This window comes from Deltaproteobacteria bacterium, from assembly GCA_029860075.1.
GTDB lineage: Bacteria > Desulfobacterota > JADFVX01 > JADFVX01 > JADFVX01 > JAOUBX01.
This window is the reverse complement of the sequence record JAOUBX010000007.1, coordinates 81,308-101,071: the sequence shown is the minus strand read 5'-3', so window position 1 is coordinate 101,071 and position 19,764 is coordinate 81,308. Positions and strand designations below refer to the sequence as shown.

The following is a 19,764-nucleotide window of genomic DNA, read 5'->3' as shown; positions in this document are numbered from 1 at the left end:
AAGAATATCTAAACGGCGTTCACCAGACTCATATTTGCTGACAAAAGACTGAGGCTTGCCAAGTTTTTTAGAAAGCTCTACCTGTGATAACCCGGCTTTCTTTCTAATTTCCCGGAGACATTGTTGTAAGGCTTTTTTATGAGAAGGTGAAATATTCTTAACCATACCGTGAATTCTGGAGACAATACTTAATTCGACTCTTATTTCCGAATAGTCGGTGTCTTTCTTGGTCAAAAGAAAACTTCAGTAAATTATTCCATCACATCAAAGGCTTTTATCAACTCCACCACTTCCTTCTTCGGCGAAGCTCCACAAGCTTTGCAAATCCAGTAAAACTCGGCAAGGTCAATTCTTCTTTCACCAAGTTCATAGTGAGCAACAAATGAATGCTCCCTACCCAATTTTTTAGCAAGCTCTCTTTGCGTCAATCCCGCTTTTTTTCTCAGCTCGACAAGCCTTTGGCTGATGACTTTCCCATGTGGGCTGTGAATTGTCTTTTTCATGCTTCGATTATAGGAGCAAAAGTCCTTGCTCTAAAATTCCGAGCATGATATATTGCCGTCATTATTTCAATAGATAAATTAACGGAGGGGCAAGTCATGACAGAAGCAAAGCAAAAGGACGGAGAATTTGATGAATGGCTCATGAGGGATATGTGTAATCATTTGGAAAGTCATACCTCTGCTTTGGAGGCTTTGGCAGAGCTGATTTGCTCATCTACGCTGGAGGCATTCACCGGGGAGACGGGCGGTGAACATAAAAGTGCAAATCTCCGCTGGGGCCTTTTGCAGATTTTCCAGTTTTACCTTGAAGGACAACAAAAGATACTGGAAGAGTACCTTGATAAATTCAACAACCTCGATCTTGTCCTTTTAAAAAGAGGAGAGAAGCTTCTCGAACTGGTCCACTATGGTGCTTACACCAATGAAGAAAGGGCCCATGAAATGCTGAAAGAAGCCATTGGCTACCTCGATGTGGTCATCGGGCGGGACAGTGAGCTTAAGGAGGTGGCTCAGGAGCTTAAGGGGAAATGTTTGGAGAGGATGGGGGGGGATTGATTGCGGATTTGGGATTTCGGAATGCGGATTGAAAGAAAGTTAACCATGGAATTACGCGGAAATAACGGAAAAAAGCTTTTGTGAATTCTGTAGCTTCTGTAACTAAGAAAGCCGGATTGCCGATCAAGTAAGGAATGACAAGGACTTTTGAGGACAATACTTATTCCGAATAAAGAGTTTTTTATACTTGTGGGGACAGCGGATCTCTTTTAATATGGAAGGTCTGATTAGAGAGAGAACATTACCTTTTTTTATTTATAGACTAAAATTACCAGATGAAGCTTATTATTGTTATCTCAGTTGTCGCAGCAGTGGTGCTGGGCCTTAAGATTTTTAAGTCGGTCCGACGTCGGCAAAAAAGGCGGGCATTGCTGAGCACACCCTTCCCGGCGGAATGGGCTGCCATCCTGAAGAGGAATTTCCCCCTTTATGAAAAGATACCTCCCCTGTTAAAACAACAGCTGAACGACAATATTAGAATATTTATTTCAGAAAAATCTTTTGAAGGATGCGGCGGGCTTACTTTGACTGACGAGATGAGGGTTACCATTGCGGCACAGGCCTGCATGCTCCTGCTCAATCGAAAAGTCGACTGCTACCCGAAACTTTTTTCCATACTCCTTTATCCCGGCGCTTACGTGACGGGCACCCAAAGTCGTTTCGGTTCAAATTCAACTGACTCGTCTGTTCGTCTTGGTGAATCATGGACGCACGGCACCGTTGTTCTGGCCTGGGATAGTGTAAAAAACGGTGTACTGAATTTTCAGGACGGCCATAATGTGGCAATGCATGAATTTGCCCATCAACTTGATCAGGAGGATGGCAGCGCCGACGGGGCACCTGTCCTTAAAGTGCGCTCTGCTTACTCGACCTGGTCACGGACTTTTTCAAAAGAATATGAATTGCTCAGGAAAAAAGCATCTAAAAGGAAAAAAAGTGTGATGCATAAATACGGCGCCACTAATCCAGCAGAATTTTTCGCTGTTGCTACTGAAACCTTTTTTGAAAAACCGGAACAACTGAAGAAGAAGCATGCCGAGCTTTATCATGAATTGGAGAGCTTTTATAAAGTGGATCCTGTTGCATGGAACGAAGAATAGAACACGGAGGTGGTGTGGGGGGTCGGACCAGGTCAAGCAATTGATATTAAAGAATAAACCTTCAATATCAGCCCACTTTTTGACCTTAAAAGCCTCTTTTGGGGGATGAAATGCACTGTTTAAACAATTAAAAACCAATGAACATATTGATAATTGCTAATTAGTTCCCATCCAGAAACTATAATAAATCAAACTATGTTTTCAATTCGGAAAGGAGGGATTTTTTGCAAGGTCAAGGAAATCAAGGGTTTCGCCGAGTCGTACTGCTGTACGTCGCACAAGCAAATCTGAAGATTGACGCAGAGATTGCGAAAAAGCACCCTTGACCGATGAAAACTAATTAAAGGAAGCAGTAATTAAGATAGGGAATGAGAATAAACAAAGGCAACTCACTTTAAATCATGCTATCAAACATAAACTGGAAAAAGATTTTTTCATATTTATTTGTCATAACGGGATGGAGCCTCGCTCCTTTTCTTGCATTGACGGTAGGCCCTTCTGACGGGGTCCATATAAGGAGTGAAGTCATTGAAAATTTTCTTAACAATCCGTCTTTTAGAAATGGAGAGCTGGCCTTTGCCTATATTTTGGGTGCAGCAGTACTTTCCGCTCCTGTCATTTTACTCGGTTATGCCGGATGGGCGCTCGGTGGTCTGTCATCAGGAAAACGTCTTACAATTGTGGGCTTTATTTTGATGATAATATTAATCGTTACTACATTTTTACCATCCAATATCTGAGCCCATCCTGTTAATCCTGTCAAAAAAAGATTTTCAAGATTTCTCCTGATCGTCGAAATGACATTTGTTTGGGGGCAGAAAACGGGACGATTCTCTTTTTAAAACAGTCTTTCCTCGAAAAAGAGAACCGTTACGTTTTCCCTTTTCTCGTCCATTATTTTTTTGAGGCATTGCCAACGCTTTTTTTGGTGCATGAAATGCACCCCGGTGTGCCCGGAAAAAACATTGTCAAATACGTACATGAATAAATTTAAAAGGTACCGTAACTCTTTCCCGCGTAGCCATGAGTAACAGTAGTTTTCTTATTGTTGTCCCCCGGCTGCCACTGAACCTGGTTCGCATCGTTTTCATGTCGCCGTATACATTTCCACTCGAAGGTAGTATTAGGCGGCAGGTTATTAATTACACTTGTCCAGACTGGTTTCGTAGGACCAGGAAGCTTTTTATCCGCTCGTAGGATGTATTCGTAGTAGATATTTGGATCAAGCTTAACCGCTTTATCCGGGTTCCAATTACCTAAGGCTTCAATACTGCCTGTAACATAGATACTCTCGCCGGGAGTTGTAAAACCATTGTCACAGACAAAGTTGACCGATGTTTTTGCCGGAACAGATCTTAGCTGAAAAGAAAAAACTTTAATGGTACTGTTGACATCCATTTTGCCCGATTTTGCCACAATCAGGTTGTTGGCAGCATTGTACCAACCACTTTCAGCGGTATCGAAATTTTCTTGAGATGTATATTTAGTCAGTGGCGTATTGTTAATTTTGACTGCTTTTGCCTCGGCATTGTTGACAATCAATTTAACAATATTTGCCCGGCTGCTGACAGCTCCATTAAAGGACTTTGCCACCTCGTCGTCACCGTTCTTGTTAACAGCCGGGTCGATAGTAACGGTTACAGTGTCATTATTCTTTTGCTGCTTGAGGACAGTTGTTCTGTAGTGATAGCCTGGCCGCCCGCTTTCCTTATAATTCAGGGTTAATCCATCATCCTCGTACAATGTGAAAGTCGATGGCCTTTCATCAGTATAGACGCGAACAATCAATTCATTATGAGCTGCAGTTCCGTCAAGCCGATGGCCAAAGGCATCCTTAGTGTTTTCATCAACAAACATCTGGGGAAGGATAGCTCCGGCACGTACAAAGGCCGGCAACCGCAAAATTCCTTCCCGATAAAGAGGTGCATTCTTTATCTCCTCTCCCGAACTGTCAACCCACTCATTAGAATGATAATTTACCCATCTACCCTTCGGCAGATAAACATTGCGCTCATACTCACCATGTTTAGCGACAATTCCGACCAGAATATCTCTGCCAATCATCTTTTCATGCCCCATCTCTCTCAAGTTAGAGTCGTTCTGATAGTAAAATACAGGGGGTGGTATTACAGGTTCTCCCTGAAGATAGGCTCGATAAGCAAGGGAGTAATAGTAGGGAATCAATTCGTACCGTTGACGGATATTGGCTAAATTACTATCAGGCTTGCCTACAAGATTTGGCGCTGTTTCGTAGCAGGGTGGCTTTCTGTTGGCGAAATTATTCTTACAGCTGTTTCGGTTCTCCCCGAATTCGTTATCGGTGTGAGGACGGACGGGGATGTCGAACCAGCTTCCGTTGGCAAACCACTGAGTATACATCTCATCTTGATAACTTGTGTTAAAGGGGCCCTCTTTTTTGTTGCCTGGAAGTACTTCGCGGCGAAAACCTCCAATATCTGCACCGTAATAGTCAATGCCGGAAAAGGACATATGCATCTGTACGTTTGAATGCGTGGCAAGAGACTCCAGGCTAGAGGCAATATCCCCGGACCACATTGCTGCGCCGTATCGCTGAGTTCCAGCGGCCCCTGAACGGGTCAGAATCAAAGGGCGCGGATTGATTATGCCCAGTTCATCCGCCTGCCCCTGCTTTTCAACGTAGCCGTCCCAAATAGATTTATTCCAGAGCAGATTGTATATGTTATGGATATCCGTATGTTCGTTCTTTTTGCCGGAAACAGTAGTCTCTACCCCCTCGTAGCAGGCAGATGGCTCAAAACGCTCGGGTTCTCCCAGATCAGTCCAATGAGTATGGATTCCTCTTTTTACCAGTTCCGGGAAGCGACGGTTATTGTGAATCCATTGGCCGAGTGCCGGCTCAGACCAGTCAAACATCCAGCCTTCGCCCCAGAAGTCCGCTGCATTAATAAATACGGGTTCCTCAATGGTTGAGTTACAGCTGTTGCCGTTTCGCTGGTAGGCCATAAAGTTCTTTGGTATATTTTTAAAGGTATCAAGAAGAGGCTCTGTCCTGGCTAAATAGGATTCTTCAATTGCGGCGATACGAATATTATCTTCAGCGTATTTTTTAATTTTTTCACTTGGTTTTGGAAAAAAGTACCCGTTATTCTTCACTAAGGCATCCTGATCCTGATCCCAATTAAGGCGCCCCATGTTGGTTTTCGGACTTATGCCGCCAAACCAATTCAAATCAAGGACAAAACCATCTAATGGGAATTTATCATCTCTCAAAGTTTTTTTAAGAATATCGACCTGATCCCAATTGTCATAGCCAAATTCGGATACCCACATACCGAATGATTTCCGTGAAGGAATTGGCGGCGTGCCCGTCAATTCCATAAAGTCCGACCTCAGATCAGGTAAATCCTGACCGGTCATAAAGTAAAAACGCAGTTGATCTCCATACATCCGGGCCTGCCACCAATTTTTTTTAAAATCCCACCTCTGCCAGTAGATATTATCCATAAATAGAGCATAGTTGAGATTATTCGCACCGACAGCATAATACACTGGAATTTGCACGTTACCCACAGCCGCTTGTTGGAAGCCCTGGAAACCGTTTCCTGCATCTACAAAAAATTGTTGCCCCGGGGGAGCTTGTTCAAAACCCACCTGTTGATTGCTCTTTCGACTCATTCCCTGACGTACTCCCAATTTAATCCAGTCGCCATCTGATGAGCCTAAGCGCTTAAATTCCTGACCCAGGCCATAGATATTCTGTATTTGTCCCGGTTCAATATTTATCCCTTTCAATCCCATCGATAGATCAACGGGACAAACCGTCGTTAGACGAGAATTACCCTTACTTTTATCAATCAGCTTGATGCAAAGATTGCTTTTGTCAATTTCAAGGCGTATCTCACTGGTTTCTATAATGTTATTGTTTTGAGATACAGTTGCAGCTCCTTTGTAATCAGTCTTTAGGACCATTGGCGACGTATAAAGTGAGTCATTCGTTGATGGGCCATCGCCTATAGCTGAGAGTTCAAAATGAGCCAGGTCATCATCAAGAATCTCAACGATCAGATAGGCTGAACCTGCCTTAAACTTGGTTCTGAAAACTTCAGCAGCGTCTGCTGCCCCTGTGGCAAGTAAAGCAAAGAGACCCGTAAACAAGATAAGCGCTGATACTTTTAAAAAATTTATCCTATTATTGATAGCAGCCATTTCTACGTCCTTTCTTGATAAAGTTACTTTTCTCAAAGACTGACAGTTTGGTTTAAATTATTATGATAATATTCAATAATGATGATTCTCTTGCGGATATTAAAATTGTCCGGATAGTGACTGTACGTTCTCTCTTATTAAAGAAGTGTGGTGTTTTTATGACAAAACAAAGAAGAAAGGGATCCCCACCCCTAGATTAACTCTAGCATCTGTTTTTCCACATGCAAGTTTTTATAAATATTTTTTCGATACCTGCCGATCCTGATTATTAATAAAAAATTTGCGCTCCTTAAAATAGATGGTAACTTTGGTTTTGGGGTGGAATTTTTATATTTTTAGAAGGTAAAAAGCTCTTTTGTTGACTCTATCCCAAGTATTTTAATGCCGGCCAGGAGAGATATCAGGTTATTGATATTGTCTCGCTTGTTTTATAACGCTTAACCTTAGAATTTGTAGAAACCATGATCCAACTCAGTATTGTCCGGTTAGGAATTTGCACCGCTGTTCCTCCCCCTTCAAGGGGGAGGTCAGGAGGGGGATGGGTTATTTTTTTTGATACCATTTCCATGTTAACCCATCCCCTCCCCTTGAAAGGGAGGGGGTTTTAAATTTCTGCAATTTTCTAACCGGACACTACTGGATCCAACTGCTCTTTCCAGGTTTAAATATCAAAAGTCGGTCGGTGGAAAATTCAACAACCTCGATCTTGTCCTTTTAAAAAAGGGAAGAAGCCTTCTTGAAGCGGAATGCGGATTGAGAGATTGGTTTCGCACAGAGAGGAGCTATAGAACACGGATGACACGGATTTAGCGGATTTCCACTGATTTCAAGGATAGGGGCTTATTCAAGGGTTAATGACTCTAAAGTCCAAAACAAAAATCTTTAACCCTGTGGTTCCTGTCAGGAAATGAAAATTCAAGATTTCTCCTGATCGCTGAAGTGGCATTTGTTTGAAATACTTAATAGATTTTCTCTGCGCTCCTGGCGGCTCTGCGCGAAAAATTCTCTTTTAATCAAGACATCATTTGAACCCTTTAAGATTAATCACCATCTAACAAAAACTTTCCTGTATGGTAAGGTTACCCTTAATCAATCCTGATAATGCCAGGTTAAAAAAAGGAAGCAGCCAACCATGAAATCAAAAAAAATTATTCCCGCATTCTTTGCCCTTGCTTTGTGTTCATTAATTCTCAAATCCCTTTTCGACCATTCTGTACCCGCCTATACTTTCCCTCATTGGGAGCATGGCGCCCCGGGCTATGAGCTGGCCCTTAAAAAGGCTGAGGCGAAGGAAAGCCCTTTGATTGTCTACTTCCACGCAAGCTCCTGCTCATGGTGTAAAAAGCTGGAAAATAATTATCTCGCCACTGAAAAAGGGGAGGAATTTTTAAGAAATATTCTAAAAGTGGAAATAAACACCGACAAAGGAGAGGCTGAAAGAATCCTCTTTAATAAATATCGCCTTAGAGGCACCCCTTCCTTTTTAGTCTTTATTCCCAAATTGAAAAGCCCCCCTGTTTTGATATCGCCTTTTTTAAGCGCCGGGAACCTTACTGTTGATGAGTTTCTTCATGAAATTAAAAATGAGATCGACCTGGCCTATAAAAGAGGGTAGTGAAAGATTGTTACGGGTTACAGGTTGCGGGTTGCAAGTTTAAAATCGTTGAATCCTTTTCATCCCTTAAATCCTGTTAATCCTGTTAATCCTGTCAAAAAACATTTCCGTGATTTCCCCACCCTTCTGTGATTAATTTTCTCTGCGCCTCTGCGCGAGATGAAAAAGTACGGCAAAAACTACCCCGTAATCCTTACCACCTCTTCGTAGGTAGTCACCCCTTCAAGCATTTTTCTTACGGCACACTCCCTGACCGTAAGGATACCGTCACTTTTCACTACCTCCTTAAGAGCAGCCAGGCTTACCTTGTCAGTCATAACTTCTTTTACAGATTCAGATATCTCCATCACTTCAAAGACACCGTCTCTCCCCCTGTAGCCCGTTCCCCTGCAGTCCTTGCAACCCTCTCCGAAATAAACAGTGATATCTTTTCCTGATAGTTCGAGATGAGCCCTTTCCTCGTGAGTAAGTTCTCTTTCCCTTTTACATTCATGACAGATCCTTCGAACCAGCCTCTGGGCAATGACGCCTATTACTGTTGAAGAAATAAGAAAGGAAGGTATTCCGAGATCGATAAGTCTTGTAATGGATGAAGGGGCGTCATTGGTATGGAGCGTGGAAAGAACAAGGTGACCTGTAAGCGCTGCCTGAACGGCATTTTCCGCCGCTTCCTTGTCCCTTATCTCACCGACCATTATAATGTCCGGGTCCTGCCTCAGTATGGTTCTCAGCGCATTTCCGAAAGTAACGCCGATGGCCGTTTGAAGTCCCACCTGGTTGAACTGGTCCATCACCATTTCGATAGGGTCTTCAACGGTTATAATGTTAATATCGGGAGAGGCCAGGGCATTAAGGGCCGAATAGAGGGTTGTCGTTTTACCGCTTCCCGTGGGCCCCGTCACGAGGATAATACCGTTGGGCTTATTAATGAATGATTTAAAAAACTCGAATTCACGGGGATAAAAACCGAGTTCTTCAAGGTCCTGCAAAAGCACGTCGGGATCAAAAATCCTGATAACTACCTTTTCGCCGAAAGCGACAGGCATGGTGGAAACACGAAGTTCAATATCCTTATCTTTATAATTGGTTTTGATCCTCCCGTCCTGGGGCCGCCTTTTTTCAGCAATATCCATACGGGAAAGCATTTTTATTCTTGAAATAATGGGGGGGTGAATTGCTTTTGGTATGGAATAGATTTCGTGAAGAACACCGTCTATTCTCAGCCTGACGTTCGTTTTTTCCCTTTTTGGCTCGATATGGATATCACTTGCCCTCTGGTCAAAAGCGTACTGCATAAGATATTCAACAGCATTGACGATATGCTGGTCCGAGGCATCGATTTCAGAGTGGGATTTTAACTGTACAAACTGTTCGAGGTTTCCTATATCGAAACCCTCCGTTCTCTCCTTCTGTGCGGCAATAACGGAGGAACTGAATCCATAAAATTCTTTCAGTATTTTGACAATATCGCTTTTTGAACTCATGACGATATTGAGCTTCAGCTTTTTGGCCCTTTGCAGTTCTTCCACAGACTCAAGCTCGAAGGGGTCTGCCACGGCTACCGTAACGACCCCTCTTTTTTCAGTAACAGGCACAACAAGGTGCCTTCTTGCAAAAGGCTGGGAAATATGAGAAGTGACCGTATCCATATCGAGTTCGAGCGGATCGATTTTCAGGTAGCTCAGTCCCACTTCATCGGCGATTACTTCCGTAATAGTATCTTCCGTAAGGGTTTTCCCCTTTTTACCGGGAATCTCGATTTCATAAGAAGCGATCACCTCAGGCGCTGATATGCTGTCATCGAGATGAGATATCTTGCTTTTTGAAGCTGAATCTCTCGCTTTTTTGAGCCTTGCCCGTTGTGCCTCCCCGTGAAGCTGAAGCTCCCTGTGCTGCTCTTCTGTAATAAAATTTCGCTTTAAAAGAAGACCGCCTACATACTTGATGGACAGCTTGCCTCTGCTTTTCACCATTGCACTATCACCCTGCTTTTAATGTGGAATTACCTTTGTGATTGAGATCAAGCCGGTCCAGAATATTTTGAGCTTTTTTCTCAACAGCTATTTCTTTTGAGGAATTCATGACTATAAGTGGTATTTTATCAAAAAGGGCGCTAATTGTCCCTAAAGAAGACTTTCTTGCTGAAGGGGGAATAATCAATTTACTTAAAGGTTCTGCATAATCACCAAAATAAGCAGGACGACCGGCGTAACCATTACCCTTTTCATCAGCCAGCAATATGACTGCCAACAAGGGGCATGTCGATGAAATATCCAAATTATCAATATTACATGGATTAATATATTTACCCTTAAAACCTGACCTTTCAACACCCTGACAGCTTAACAGCGGCTCTCTCAATTTAAAGCCCTGTGGATTTGGGATTAACTCCTTTCTCCCTGAAATATCCACGATTGAAACATCATCGGAGATATAAGAAAAACCCCTTTTAATCATTTCCAGGAGGAGGCTGGTCTTCCCTGCTCCCGCTCTCCCCAATATCAATATACCACCGGCATCTGTTGAAAAAGCTGAACCATGAAAGACTAAATGGCCTGCCAGAGCTTCATATATTTCATCGAAAGTGTGGGCCAGGTATGGATAAAGTACTTCACCCATATGACGGCAAGGAAACGATTTCCCCTGGGAATCTGTAAAAATGAAGTGTCTCTTGTTTTTCTTAATTTTGATTCTGCGCGAGGAAGAAACTTTTTCCCCGTAAAAAAAACAACCATAACGCTCTGCCAGCAAGCTCAGAAGCTCCTTATCATCGACCTCCAGCGTTAAAAAAGTCCCCTGTATATCATAGTTTAGGTCACTAACTGCCTTGCTTTGCAGCCAGTCGAGATTCTTTCTGTACCGGCTTGTAAAGTGATGGGAACTCACCTGGCGCTTTCCGAATTACCATGGTTTTCTTCTTTTTTGTCTCTCTTCTCCCCGCTTTCCAGCTGCATATTGAGCTGATGAAGAGAATTAATGAGCAAGTCAAGGCTGGATATGGATTTATCGAGGAGCTTTTCCTGCTGTTCACTGAGATTAGCGCCTAATGAATGGGCAAGCTTTTTACCGCTGCCTGTTTTTTTATACTCTTTCCCTCTTTCTATAAGGACCGAGCCAAACTGGTCGATGAGAGAAAAAATACCGTACATCATATCTGAAACTGGATCTTTTTCCAAACCCTCTCCTCCGGTTAAATGAGGCTTACATTTTTTACAGGCAAAAGCGAGGTCTTCCTCGTTGATTTCCCACAGGGCAAAAATAGAAAGGTTGTATTTTCCATCAATATATTTACAGCCTGTCCTGTGAAGAACGGCATTTGCCGAGTCATATTGAAATGGGGCCTTTGCCGCTTCATTTTCACAACTGATATTAAATAGGGGAGCCTTTTCTTTTTCAGATGGCCTTTTATAAATTGACTGAAGTTCTATAGAAAAACGATCGAATAACTTCCTGTAATTATGGGAATAGTCATTCATAAATTACCCACCTGCTGCTTCCCCTGTTTTGCTCCAAAATATGTTTTTTTAAGCGTGTGTGATAATAGCGTGTCAAAAAGTTTGTTAAAATATCACGTCCGCCATTTTCTGGCAAGTCCGACTTGATCTTTGAAACAATATTATTGAAAAGTTTTTCCAGTTTATCAGCCGGATTATCGATACTGTTCATATAGGTAAATCTTTTGTTGTATTTATCCTGATGGTGATCGCCGTGGTCATCGATATGCATAAAAAGCTTACCGGCCAGATAGAGAATATGCTGATAATGCAGAGAAAGCTCCTCAGTAAGGACAAGTGAAAGTACGAGAGTCACATATCCACCCCGGTCATTGGCGCACTGGAGAAGGGCGTCGATTTTCTCATCATGAGATAAGGACATAAGTTCTGTATGGTCCAGCCTCCATAAAGCATCCCTTTTCTGGGCCAGAAACTGTCCGAAAATGGCCTGCCGTGTTTTCTCTTCAAAAACATCACATTCAGAAAAAAGCCTTGTCACGATAACATAAAAGAGTTTTTCCCGGTCATCACTTATTTCAAACCACCCTTTTGTAAGGAGCCGCTCCAGCCTGTTTATATAATCCAGTGTTTCTTCATCGTCATAATCATCGATAAAGCTATCACCCAGAAAGCAGCAACCGCCGAAAAGCGCACTTAACATAATGAGCTTATCATTAAATTCATATCCGGCAATCTCTGCACATGCCTGCCCCACAAGCATCATTTTGGTGCTGAGCTCACGCATTTTGTTGAATTCACTGGCATGATCATGGGCTATCATGGCCGGATAATAGCTTGTGGCAAGAGGCCGTAAAACTTCATCAGCTTTATCACGAAGCCTCTTCAGGCAATGATCGATTTCCTGCTGCCCTTTGTCATTCTTTATAAAATCATCAATATCAATCATTTCAGGATTAGCACACCATTTTTTCAGATTTCTGACACAATACCGGTCAAATCTGCTTTCTCAAAAGAGAGCAATCGCCTTTCTTCAATGAGAAAGCCACTGACTGGCCGATATCGAGCGTTAATATAATACCTTTGCCTGTGGAGCAAGGAATTCCTATTCTTTTACCAGATATGAGATCTTTGCAAATGTCCCTATTTTCATCGATAAAAAAACCGGCCCTTACCGGGATCTTAACGGAACCGCTGAAATTCACATCTCCCACATTGCTTATAACAATGACGTCAAGCTTTTCCCCTTCTCTCACATAGGAAGAGATCTGCTTGCTCCATTGTTCAAGAAAGACAATATTACCACTCTTTCTCAGGGGATCAAGTTTTTTTCTAAGATATATGAGCCGCTTAATATACTCTGATGAGCCAAGTTCCGTCCCATCGGAAAAGCAGATACTGCTTTGATCAGCAACATAAAACTCTTTCAGATAAAGCTCGTGAAGCTCTGGAGTCCCTTCCAGCAAATCAAAGTTTCCATCGAGAAAACCGATAATATCTTTCCCCGGCAGTCCCAGGAGTGCCATTGCCAGGAGGGAGAGGTACTTCTTTCTAGGTATGGAAAAAGGGTCTCCCTTTTTGAGCCTCCCTTCGTCATGAGTATCCCTCATATGAAACAATCGCCTGCCGGAAGGTCTTTTGTGCGCTTTTACAAGATATTTCTTTATATCACCTGTCCATATCCATTCAGGATTATAGATTGAATCGAGCTTAAGCTCATCAATATACTTCCTTTCAATATCACCTTTAAACGTTCCTATCGTTTCTCCCAGGAGAAAGGTATGGGGTACAGCTTGCCGAATAGCTTTTACATAAAGATCGGGCTGAGTCAGTATGGCGTCGATCCTGAAGCCGTCCACCTTGAATTCATCAACCCAATACCTGTAGATGGAACATAAATAATGAAGCGCTTTGGAGTTATTTACCTCCATTTGCCTGAGCGTATACCATCCATGCCCCCATTGATCGAAACCGGGCTGGTAATAAGTGCCGTCTTTATTTTTACGGATATAATTTTCATAAAAGAGATCGGCAATACTGTCTGTACCAAAATATCCCGGAATATCCATGATAATCTTCAATCCCAGCCAGTGGGCATGTTCAATAAAACCAAGGAATTTCTTCCTTGCCACAAACTGCTCAAAGAGCGTTTCCTCCATAAGCAGTTTGTAATGAGGCTCATCTTTATAATCAGTAAAATCATTCAATGCCCTGTTTTTTTCCCGGCTAATAAGTTTTGCTGCATTGTACTTTGCATATTCCAGAACTCTTACATTTTTTTTAAAGAGCCTGAATTCCTCCATTTCTCCGGGGAGATGATTCTTTTTAAAGCGCTTGTATTCACTCTTAAGCCGCGCCGTGCCTGCTCCCCAGTTATGTTTTACAAGAGAGGGCTCTATTGAAAAATAATCCATCGGTTCATAGGGACTGGCCACAGCGCCCCACAGGGCCTTGCCAAGGGGATGAAGGGGAAGCAGAATGATTGTGTCTACATGCTTTGCTTTCAGACTTGCCAGAGAAGACATAAAATCATCAAAGGTACCACTTCTGATTCTGCCCGAAGGAGGATCCTTTTTCCCGTATTCTCTAAGAAATATGGTTTTGACTATCTCTATTTCCTGTGAAGGAGGGTGAGGATCTCTCTTACTGTTGTAATAAGAATAACTGTCTCTATCTAAAGTTGCACAATTTTCCGGACAATGTAAGGTCATCTTATTGGAATCCACATCGTTAATTTGGACCATAGCTTGCTTTTATTTTTTTCGTTCCTCAGGTCAAAAACTTTTTTTGCCAACCCCCATTTCATGGAGTAAACTTTCTATACAGATTCCATTAGGAGTCTGCGCCCCTTGACATTTGGTTCAAAAATAACTTGACTTATATTTTGCTTTAATTATATAAGTTGATCTTATTTTACGAAAGAACTTTGTTTTTTTATTATTTCATCGACTAGAGGGGAACTTTATATGTCGTCCAGAATCGTACTTAAAGTCAGACTGGGGCCGCTCGTTTCATTCGAGGTTTCAGGTGACAACTGCAATGAACTCAATGAAGCCCTGGCAGGCTACGAAAATTTAAATGTCACCCTCGATGATATGTGCGGCGATCTTGCAGATCGTGTTTATCCCGAAGGGGAAGAAGGTGAAATTTCTGATTGTGAGGAGAAGTAGATATGAATTTTAAAGCTAAAGGAATACTAAAAAGCAACCCCTCTTTCAAAATGAAAACCCGCCTTGATCCGCTCAAGTGCAAAGCCTCCCTCACTGCTTCCGGCCGCGGCGACATGACTGTCGGTGAAATAAACATTGCTATAGATGAAATCCCCATTAAGATGACTGTCCCTTTCAGAAAAAAACGCGCGCCCGTATTGATTGCATCGGTAGGGGCTTTTAAGGCAAGAATCAGCCCCTTTGATCTGAAAGTAAAGAGAGCTTCCTTCAGATTAAGCGGAACAGTCAAAACAGATGAGATAAGCGGGGAAATGGATGGGCAAATGAAGTGCTCTTCCGAAATAGAGGCGGAAGGCAAATTAAATGGCAAGGTTTCAGCAAAGCCGTCAATAGAACTCGGCCTCATCGACTGTGACGAGTAAAAATATATTTCCGGTAAAAACCAATCACTTATGTATTTAAATAAGCATAGACATAGAAACCATCAGGTTAGATGCTTACCCCATGTAAGGCATCATCACATCATTTGCGAGCATCAGATAGAAATCGAGATATGGCCTGAAAATGCAGAAGTTTACTTCAAAAATGAACGCTACGTTGATCCTGTAAATACGCGGATACAGTTTGATTCGGCAATATTCAATGCCCCCACAAACAGAGTCAGGTGGGAAGTATTTAATGAAAAAGGAGAACCGGGGGAAGGCAGTATCAATTCATCAGGTCTTTATATAGCGCCTGATTATGATGCGGATACTGATTATGGCAATTATACGACGGATATCGTTGTTGCCACATCAATTGATGATCCCACCAGGAAAGCAACGGCCATCGTCAACATTGTAGGTGTGGGTCCTGAACCTGAAGCCGAACCGGTTATCGAAATTTTCCCGAAGGTCGTGCACTTATATTGCCGTACAGGACATAAGAATAACTATATAGATAATAGCAATAAGGTCCAGCAATTCCGGACTATTATCAGTAATTCCACATCATCGAATATCACCTGGACAAGAAGCCCTGTAGTGGGAAGTATTGATAACGGCGGTTTTTACCGCGCACCAAACAGCATAAGCGAAGCAACAACAGTAGTTACTGTTGAAGTTTCTTTAAACGGGACCTCTGCCGGCGATGAAGCGAAGATAATTTTAGCAAATTATAAGTGGCCGGCATAAAACGATATATAGTTGATCGGTTCTCTTTACCATTTACAAGAAGCTTTTATAAATCTTAGACGCAAAGAGGGATAAAAGATGGGTAATGTTTATTTACAAAATGACAGTGATAGCGAAAGTGTACACCTGAAAATAAGGGAGGTTAAAGGCATTGACCCTGTAGACCTCCATGTTAAAGAAGTCCGCAATATTGACCCTGTTGCCCATCACGTAAAGGAAATCAATCACATAGATCCTATCAATATCGATTCCTTTCATGTCAACCAGGTCCGAAATATCGACCCAATCAAAGTCGATAAATTTCAGGTGACCAACCTTCCCCCCATGAATGTGGCTTTAAGGCAACTTCCGCCGCTTGATATGAATGTACGAAGAATGCCGCCAATCTCCGTTGGAACGTACCAGGACTTTCACGTACCCTCTAATTATACGGTAAGCGGAAAATTTCTGGGTCTGGAACTATTCAGAATACTGTTAAAAGGCAGCACCCATATGATTCCACGGGACAAATACAGGAAAGAACAGGAAATAAGGCATAACCGCAGTTATGCCATAGAAGCAACAGGAGGAAATCCTGCTATTCCTTCAAAATGCAGAGAGGCATCAATGGCTTCAGGTGAAGTCTCATCTTTTGCAAGAAATGCAAGCAGGGTCGCTTTAACAATTCATGGGGAGGGAACAAAATGAGTTATCATGGTTACCATGGTCATCATCCATGCCATTCGCCTTATCCGGTACAAACAGGTGGGCTGGCAGGAATTGCAGGCGGTTTGACAAGCCTGGCATCGTCTTTTATTTACGGTGGGTCTTCTTTGGTAAAAAATATAGTGGACAGCGCTATCTGGGGTGATCCGAGGTGTGGCGGGTCTCATTCTTACCATCACTCCGGTCATCACGGTCATCATGGGTGCAGCAGTCATTGCTGTGATCAGCACTGCTATACAGTCGACTGCTATCCTCCTCATCATGAACGATGCGGCTGTTCCTGCTGCTGTTAGATAGCGGCAGTATAAAAAGATAGATTTTCGGGATAGAGGGGAAGAAATGCCATAGTACATACCCCAAAGTACCCGTAAAAATAAAGCATAAAGAGGATAAAGTGGTTAAAACCGAATCGGAAAAGTCTCAAAAAAAGAACGGAAATTCTTCTAAAGGCGGCGACGAAGGAGCGTCTCAATCCAGCAACCATTCATCGAAGGACAATATTGACAAAATAGGCGTAATTTTTGACAGAGGGATCGACCTTGTAGAAACAGGGCTTGAACTGGGCGTTAACCTGGTTAGCAAACTTGGAGGCGTTGCCTCCGACAAGGCGTCAGACATATTGAAAACCCAGACGCAGGAAGATTCATCAGGCCCAAAAGTAAACTATGAAGATTTAATCAGAAAATTTACAGGCCAGAGCCAGGAACAAACAGCGCCTCCTGAAGCACCGCCAAACCATCGGCAGGAACCGGAAAACAGCCAGCCCCTTGTCAGCAACAGGATGCCTGCCTTTGCCGGTGGTGAAGTAACGATTTCCTTCTCAATAGATAATGAAACGCATCAGGGATCAAAACAACTGCAATTTGCGGCTGCCGCTGATTTTGTGGGAGATAAAACTAATTTCCAGATAAATGCAAAGTCCTTCAAAATTAATCCATCAAAAATATCCATTGCACCGATGGATTTTGAGAAACTCGTATTTTCAGGGAAGATACCTGAAAATGCACCGCCTGATGCATACAGGGGCCTCGTCACCGTTTCAGGGGAAGATGAGTATCAAATACCCCTGGTAATCATTGTGAGTTCCCCTGTTTAGAGTAAAATATATCCTGATCAAACAGGAAGCAGCTAATGGCAAACAACAATTTTTATGACGTCATAGTCGTCGGTGCCGGTCCCGGTGGAAGCAGCACCTCTACCTTTCTTGCAAGGGAAGGGGTAAATGTCTTATTACTCGATAAGTCCAGGTTCCCCAGAGATAAGGTTTGTGGTGACTTTCTGGCCCCTAAAGCCGTTTACTGGATCGATATGCTGGGATGCATTAATGAGGTACTCGATGAATGTAAAGGCTATACCGATTCAGGTGACCTTTATGTCAACGGCGAATATGTTATTTCCAGCGGTTTTCCGGAAGGGGAAAAGTTCCCCGGTTTCGGCGTACAACTTGAACGGAGAACGCTTGACCATATATTGGTAAAAAATGCCGTTTCATCAGGAGTAACGTTTAAAGAAGGCTGCCATGTAAAGAAAATTGCTGCCAAAAAGGATCGCATATGCATAGAAGCCATTGAAGATAATGCACCTGTCACCTATGAAGCCAAAATGGTTATTGGTTCTGACGGTGTAAACTCGGTCGTTTCCAGGGAGATCGGCAACAGTATTAAGGGGGAGTCCGTTGCCGCTTCCATAAGGGCATATTACCCCGACATGATCATAGATAAATCGAAAGTCCAGATATACTTCGATAAAGATTTTTTCCCCGGTTATGGCTGGGTTTTTGCCGACGACAGTGGACGTGCAAATGTGGGTGTCGGCTATGTTTATGACGCCAATTTCCCCATGAAACCTCATCTTAAAGAGGTTTTTGACGATTTTGTCGCAAAAAATCTGTCTCATCGCTTAAAAAAAGACGCCAAACCGGAAAAACTGGGCGGCGGCAGGGCCTGTTTTCCTAAATTGGAAAAAACCGTCGCAGAAAGGGTCCTTTTGATAGGCGATGCGGCAAATATGACGGACCCCATAAATGGCGGCGGTATTCATATTGCCCTTGAAGGTGGTCACCTGGCGGCTTTTATCGCCATGAATGCTCTTGAAAGAAATGACTTTTCCGCTGAAAACCTAAATAGCTTTAATGAAATCCAGGATGACATATCAGGACTGGACAGGCTCACAGGGAGTCTCATATTAAGTATCGCAAGAAATCCAAATTTAAGAGAAGCCTACCTTCTTGCACTGAAAATGATTTGTGAGATGACAAGAAACAGTAAGGAATTCAGAGACATGTGTGGCGGAATATTTACAGGCGTGACACCGGCAAGCGCATGCTTCTCACCCTTAACCATAGTGAACGCCATTCCTGTCAATCCGGCATTCTGGATTAAACTGTTGAATCAGTCCCAAAATAATGGGTCCGGCGGGGTTCTTAAAAGTGGATTAAGGACATTAATAGACTTAACGAGGATTATTAGCAGAATGATGGAAAACCCCACAAAAAATCTCAATTGGGGAATGGATGTAATCTCAAAAGCTTCAGATCTTGGAATTCATTCAATGAAAAAGGGTATATCAGCCCGCCATCTTTTTATCCAATAAAAGCACAACAACAGGAATAGAAAAAAATTTAATCCAACAGGGAGGTGATGTTATGGCAATAAGTCTGCTGGGACCATTAAACAAGGTAATCAATGAAACGGCAAATCAAATTATATCGAGCAAGCTTACCGAGGGTGTTACAGAAGTTTTAAATACGGTAGTAAAAAGCAGTTTCAGTATAGTCGATGATACCCTGGAAAGCATCAAGGAAGCAACCAAGGAACAACAACCCTAATTTCAGGAGGTGGTGAAAATGCATAACTGTACTTACCCTGCGCATCATGCGTCTTGCTGCCCGTGCTGCGGGTATAACTATCAGACTCCGGCGCCCCATTATTATGCTGTACCTTCAGCGGAATTTTGTCCCGGCTGCCATCATCCGCCCCATGAGTGTTGCTGTCCATCAGCAATACTTATAAAGTACCCTCAAGAAATATTTGCCGACAGCTTTGCCGGGATAGGAGAGGCCGAAACATACATTGGTGGAGAAAATGACGTTACCGTCAATCTGGAATACCTCTCTGACGGTTCGGACCCCTTATTAGTAGAAGTAAAAGTTGACTCTGTAGTGGTTCTATCTATTACATCGGCGCCTGCCGGATATTATGTGAAAAAATTACCCCTTCAACTCCCGCCGGGTTCGGTAATCAGTTTAACGGTAAAAAAATGCAGGGCCAGGCTAAGGTGGTGTGAAGACCTGATTTGTTAATTT

The 19,764-nt window shown here is 42.8% G+C and carries 21 protein-coding genes; 13 read left to right on the top strand and 8 right to left on the bottom strand.

Annotation, left to right across the window (positions count from 1 at the left end):
• The coding region (locus OEV42_03955; protein ID MDH3973415.1) for a helix-turn-helix transcriptional regulator at positions 1–234 on the bottom strand (234 nt) is incomplete at its 3' end.
• 17 nt (positions 235–251) lie between these two features.
• Positions 252–503 carry a helix-turn-helix domain-containing protein gene (locus OEV42_03950; GenBank protein ID MDH3973414.1) on the bottom strand — a complete coding sequence of 84 codons (252 nt, stop codon included), beginning with the start codon at positions 501–503 and terminating at the stop codon, positions 252–254.
• Positions 504–599: 96 nt separating this feature from the next.
• Between OEV42_03950 and OEV42_03945 the strand changes: the two genes are divergently transcribed.
• From OEV42_03945 to OEV42_03935, 3 genes are all read left to right on the top strand, one after another.
• Positions 600–1,058, top strand: coding sequence for a hypothetical protein (locus OEV42_03945; protein MDH3973413.1), 459 nt, complete (start codon positions 600–602; stop codon positions 1,056–1,058).
• A 275-nt stretch (positions 1,059–1,333) separates the two neighbouring features.
• On the top strand, positions 1,334–2,158 hold the full coding sequence (locus OEV42_03940) for a zinc-dependent peptidase (GenBank protein MDH3973412.1): 825 nt from the start codon (positions 1,334–1,336) through the stop codon (positions 2,156–2,158).
• Between the two features lie 401 nt (positions 2,159–2,559).
• Complete coding sequence (locus tag OEV42_03935; protein MDH3973411.1) at positions 2,560–2,898, top strand: hypothetical protein; 339 nt, start codon at positions 2,560–2,562, stop codon at positions 2,896–2,898.
• 250 nt (positions 2,899–3,148) lie between these two features.
• On the opposite strand, the gene OEV42_03930 is transcribed toward OEV42_03935, so the two are convergent.
• Positions 3,149–6,346, bottom strand: coding sequence for a DUF5110 domain-containing protein (locus OEV42_03930; protein ID MDH3973410.1), 3,198 nt, complete (start codon positions 6,344–6,346; stop codon positions 3,149–3,151).
• A gap of 1,132 nt (positions 6,347–7,478) precedes the next feature.
• Between OEV42_03930 and OEV42_03925 the strand changes: the two genes are divergently transcribed.
• The gene (locus OEV42_03925) at positions 7,479–7,961 is read left to right on the top strand and encodes a thioredoxin family protein (GenBank protein ID MDH3973409.1); all 483 of its coding nucleotides are present in this window, start codon (positions 7,479–7,481) and stop codon (positions 7,959–7,961) included.
• A 179-nt stretch (positions 7,962–8,140) separates the two neighbouring features.
• Here OEV42_03925 and OEV42_03920 read toward each other — a convergent pair whose 3' ends face one another.
• The 5 genes from OEV42_03920 to OEV42_03900 are packed head-to-tail and all read right to left on the bottom strand — an operon-like array spanning position 8,141 to position 14,139.
• On the bottom strand, positions 8,141–9,934 hold the full coding sequence (locus tag OEV42_03920; protein MDH3973408.1) for a GspE/PulE family protein: 1,794 nt from the start codon (positions 9,932–9,934) through the stop codon (positions 8,141–8,143).
• 7 nt (positions 9,935–9,941) lie between these two features.
• A complete protein-coding gene (locus OEV42_03915; GenBank protein MDH3973407.1) occupies positions 9,942–10,847 on the bottom strand; it encodes a hypothetical protein in 906 nt (301 codons plus the stop codon).
• Positions 10,844–11,437 (bottom strand): hypothetical protein, encoded by a 594-nt coding sequence (locus OEV42_03910; GenBank protein MDH3973406.1) that lies wholly within the window; start codon positions 11,435–11,437, stop codon positions 10,844–10,846. Before OEV42_03910 ends, OEV42_03915 begins: the two co-directional genes overlap by 4 nt.
• A complete protein-coding gene (locus OEV42_03905) occupies positions 11,430–12,362 on the bottom strand; it encodes a hypothetical protein (GenBank protein MDH3973405.1) in 933 nt (310 codons plus the stop codon). The genes OEV42_03910 and OEV42_03905 overlap by 8 nt, the downstream gene beginning before the upstream one ends.
• A gap of 46 nt (positions 12,363–12,408) precedes the next feature.
• Positions 12,409–14,139, bottom strand: coding sequence for an alpha-amylase family glycosyl hydrolase (locus tag OEV42_03900; protein ID MDH3973404.1), 1,731 nt, complete (start codon positions 14,137–14,139; stop codon positions 12,409–12,411).
• Between the two features lie 240 nt (positions 14,140–14,379).
• Between OEV42_03900 and OEV42_03895 the strand changes: the two genes are divergently transcribed.
• The 9 genes from OEV42_03895 (at position 14,380) to OEV42_03855 (ending at position 19,761) form a co-directional block, all read left to right on the top strand.
• Positions 14,380–14,583, top strand: coding sequence for a hypothetical protein (locus tag OEV42_03895; protein ID MDH3973403.1), 204 nt, complete (start codon positions 14,380–14,382; stop codon positions 14,581–14,583).
• 2 nt (positions 14,584–14,585) lie between these two features.
• Positions 14,586–15,005 carry a hypothetical protein gene (locus tag OEV42_03890; GenBank protein MDH3973402.1) on the top strand — a complete coding sequence of 140 codons (420 nt, stop codon included), beginning with the start codon at positions 14,586–14,588 and terminating at the stop codon, positions 15,003–15,005.
• 30 nt (positions 15,006–15,035) lie between these two features.
• On the top strand, positions 15,036–15,755 hold the full coding sequence (locus tag OEV42_03885; protein ID MDH3973401.1) for a hypothetical protein: 720 nt from the start codon (positions 15,036–15,038) through the stop codon (positions 15,753–15,755).
• Between the two features lie 78 nt (positions 15,756–15,833).
• Positions 15,834–16,442 carry a hypothetical protein gene (locus tag OEV42_03880; protein MDH3973400.1) on the top strand — a complete coding sequence of 203 codons (609 nt, stop codon included), beginning with the start codon at positions 15,834–15,836 and terminating at the stop codon, positions 16,440–16,442.
• The gene (locus OEV42_03875) at positions 16,439–16,753 is read left to right on the top strand and encodes a hypothetical protein (protein ID MDH3973399.1); all 315 of its coding nucleotides are present in this window, start codon (positions 16,439–16,441) and stop codon (positions 16,751–16,753) included. The genes OEV42_03880 and OEV42_03875 overlap by 4 nt, the downstream gene beginning before the upstream one ends.
• 101 nt (positions 16,754–16,854) lie before the next feature.
• A complete protein-coding gene (locus tag OEV42_03870) occupies positions 16,855–17,556 on the top strand; it encodes a hypothetical protein (GenBank protein ID MDH3973398.1) in 702 nt (233 codons plus the stop codon).
• 35 nt (positions 17,557–17,591) lie between these two features.
• Complete coding sequence (locus tag OEV42_03865; GenBank protein MDH3973397.1) at positions 17,592–19,052, top strand: geranylgeranyl reductase family protein; 1,461 nt, start codon at positions 17,592–17,594, stop codon at positions 19,050–19,052.
• Between the two features lie 52 nt (positions 19,053–19,104).
• Positions 19,105–19,287 carry a hypothetical protein gene (locus OEV42_03860; protein MDH3973396.1) on the top strand — a complete coding sequence of 61 codons (183 nt, stop codon included), beginning with the start codon at positions 19,105–19,107 and terminating at the stop codon, positions 19,285–19,287.
• 18 nt (positions 19,288–19,305) lie between these two features.
• On the top strand, positions 19,306–19,761 hold the full coding sequence (locus OEV42_03855) for a hypothetical protein (GenBank protein MDH3973395.1): 456 nt from the start codon (positions 19,306–19,308) through the stop codon (positions 19,759–19,761).
• Positions 19,762–19,764 lie beyond the last annotated feature (3 nt).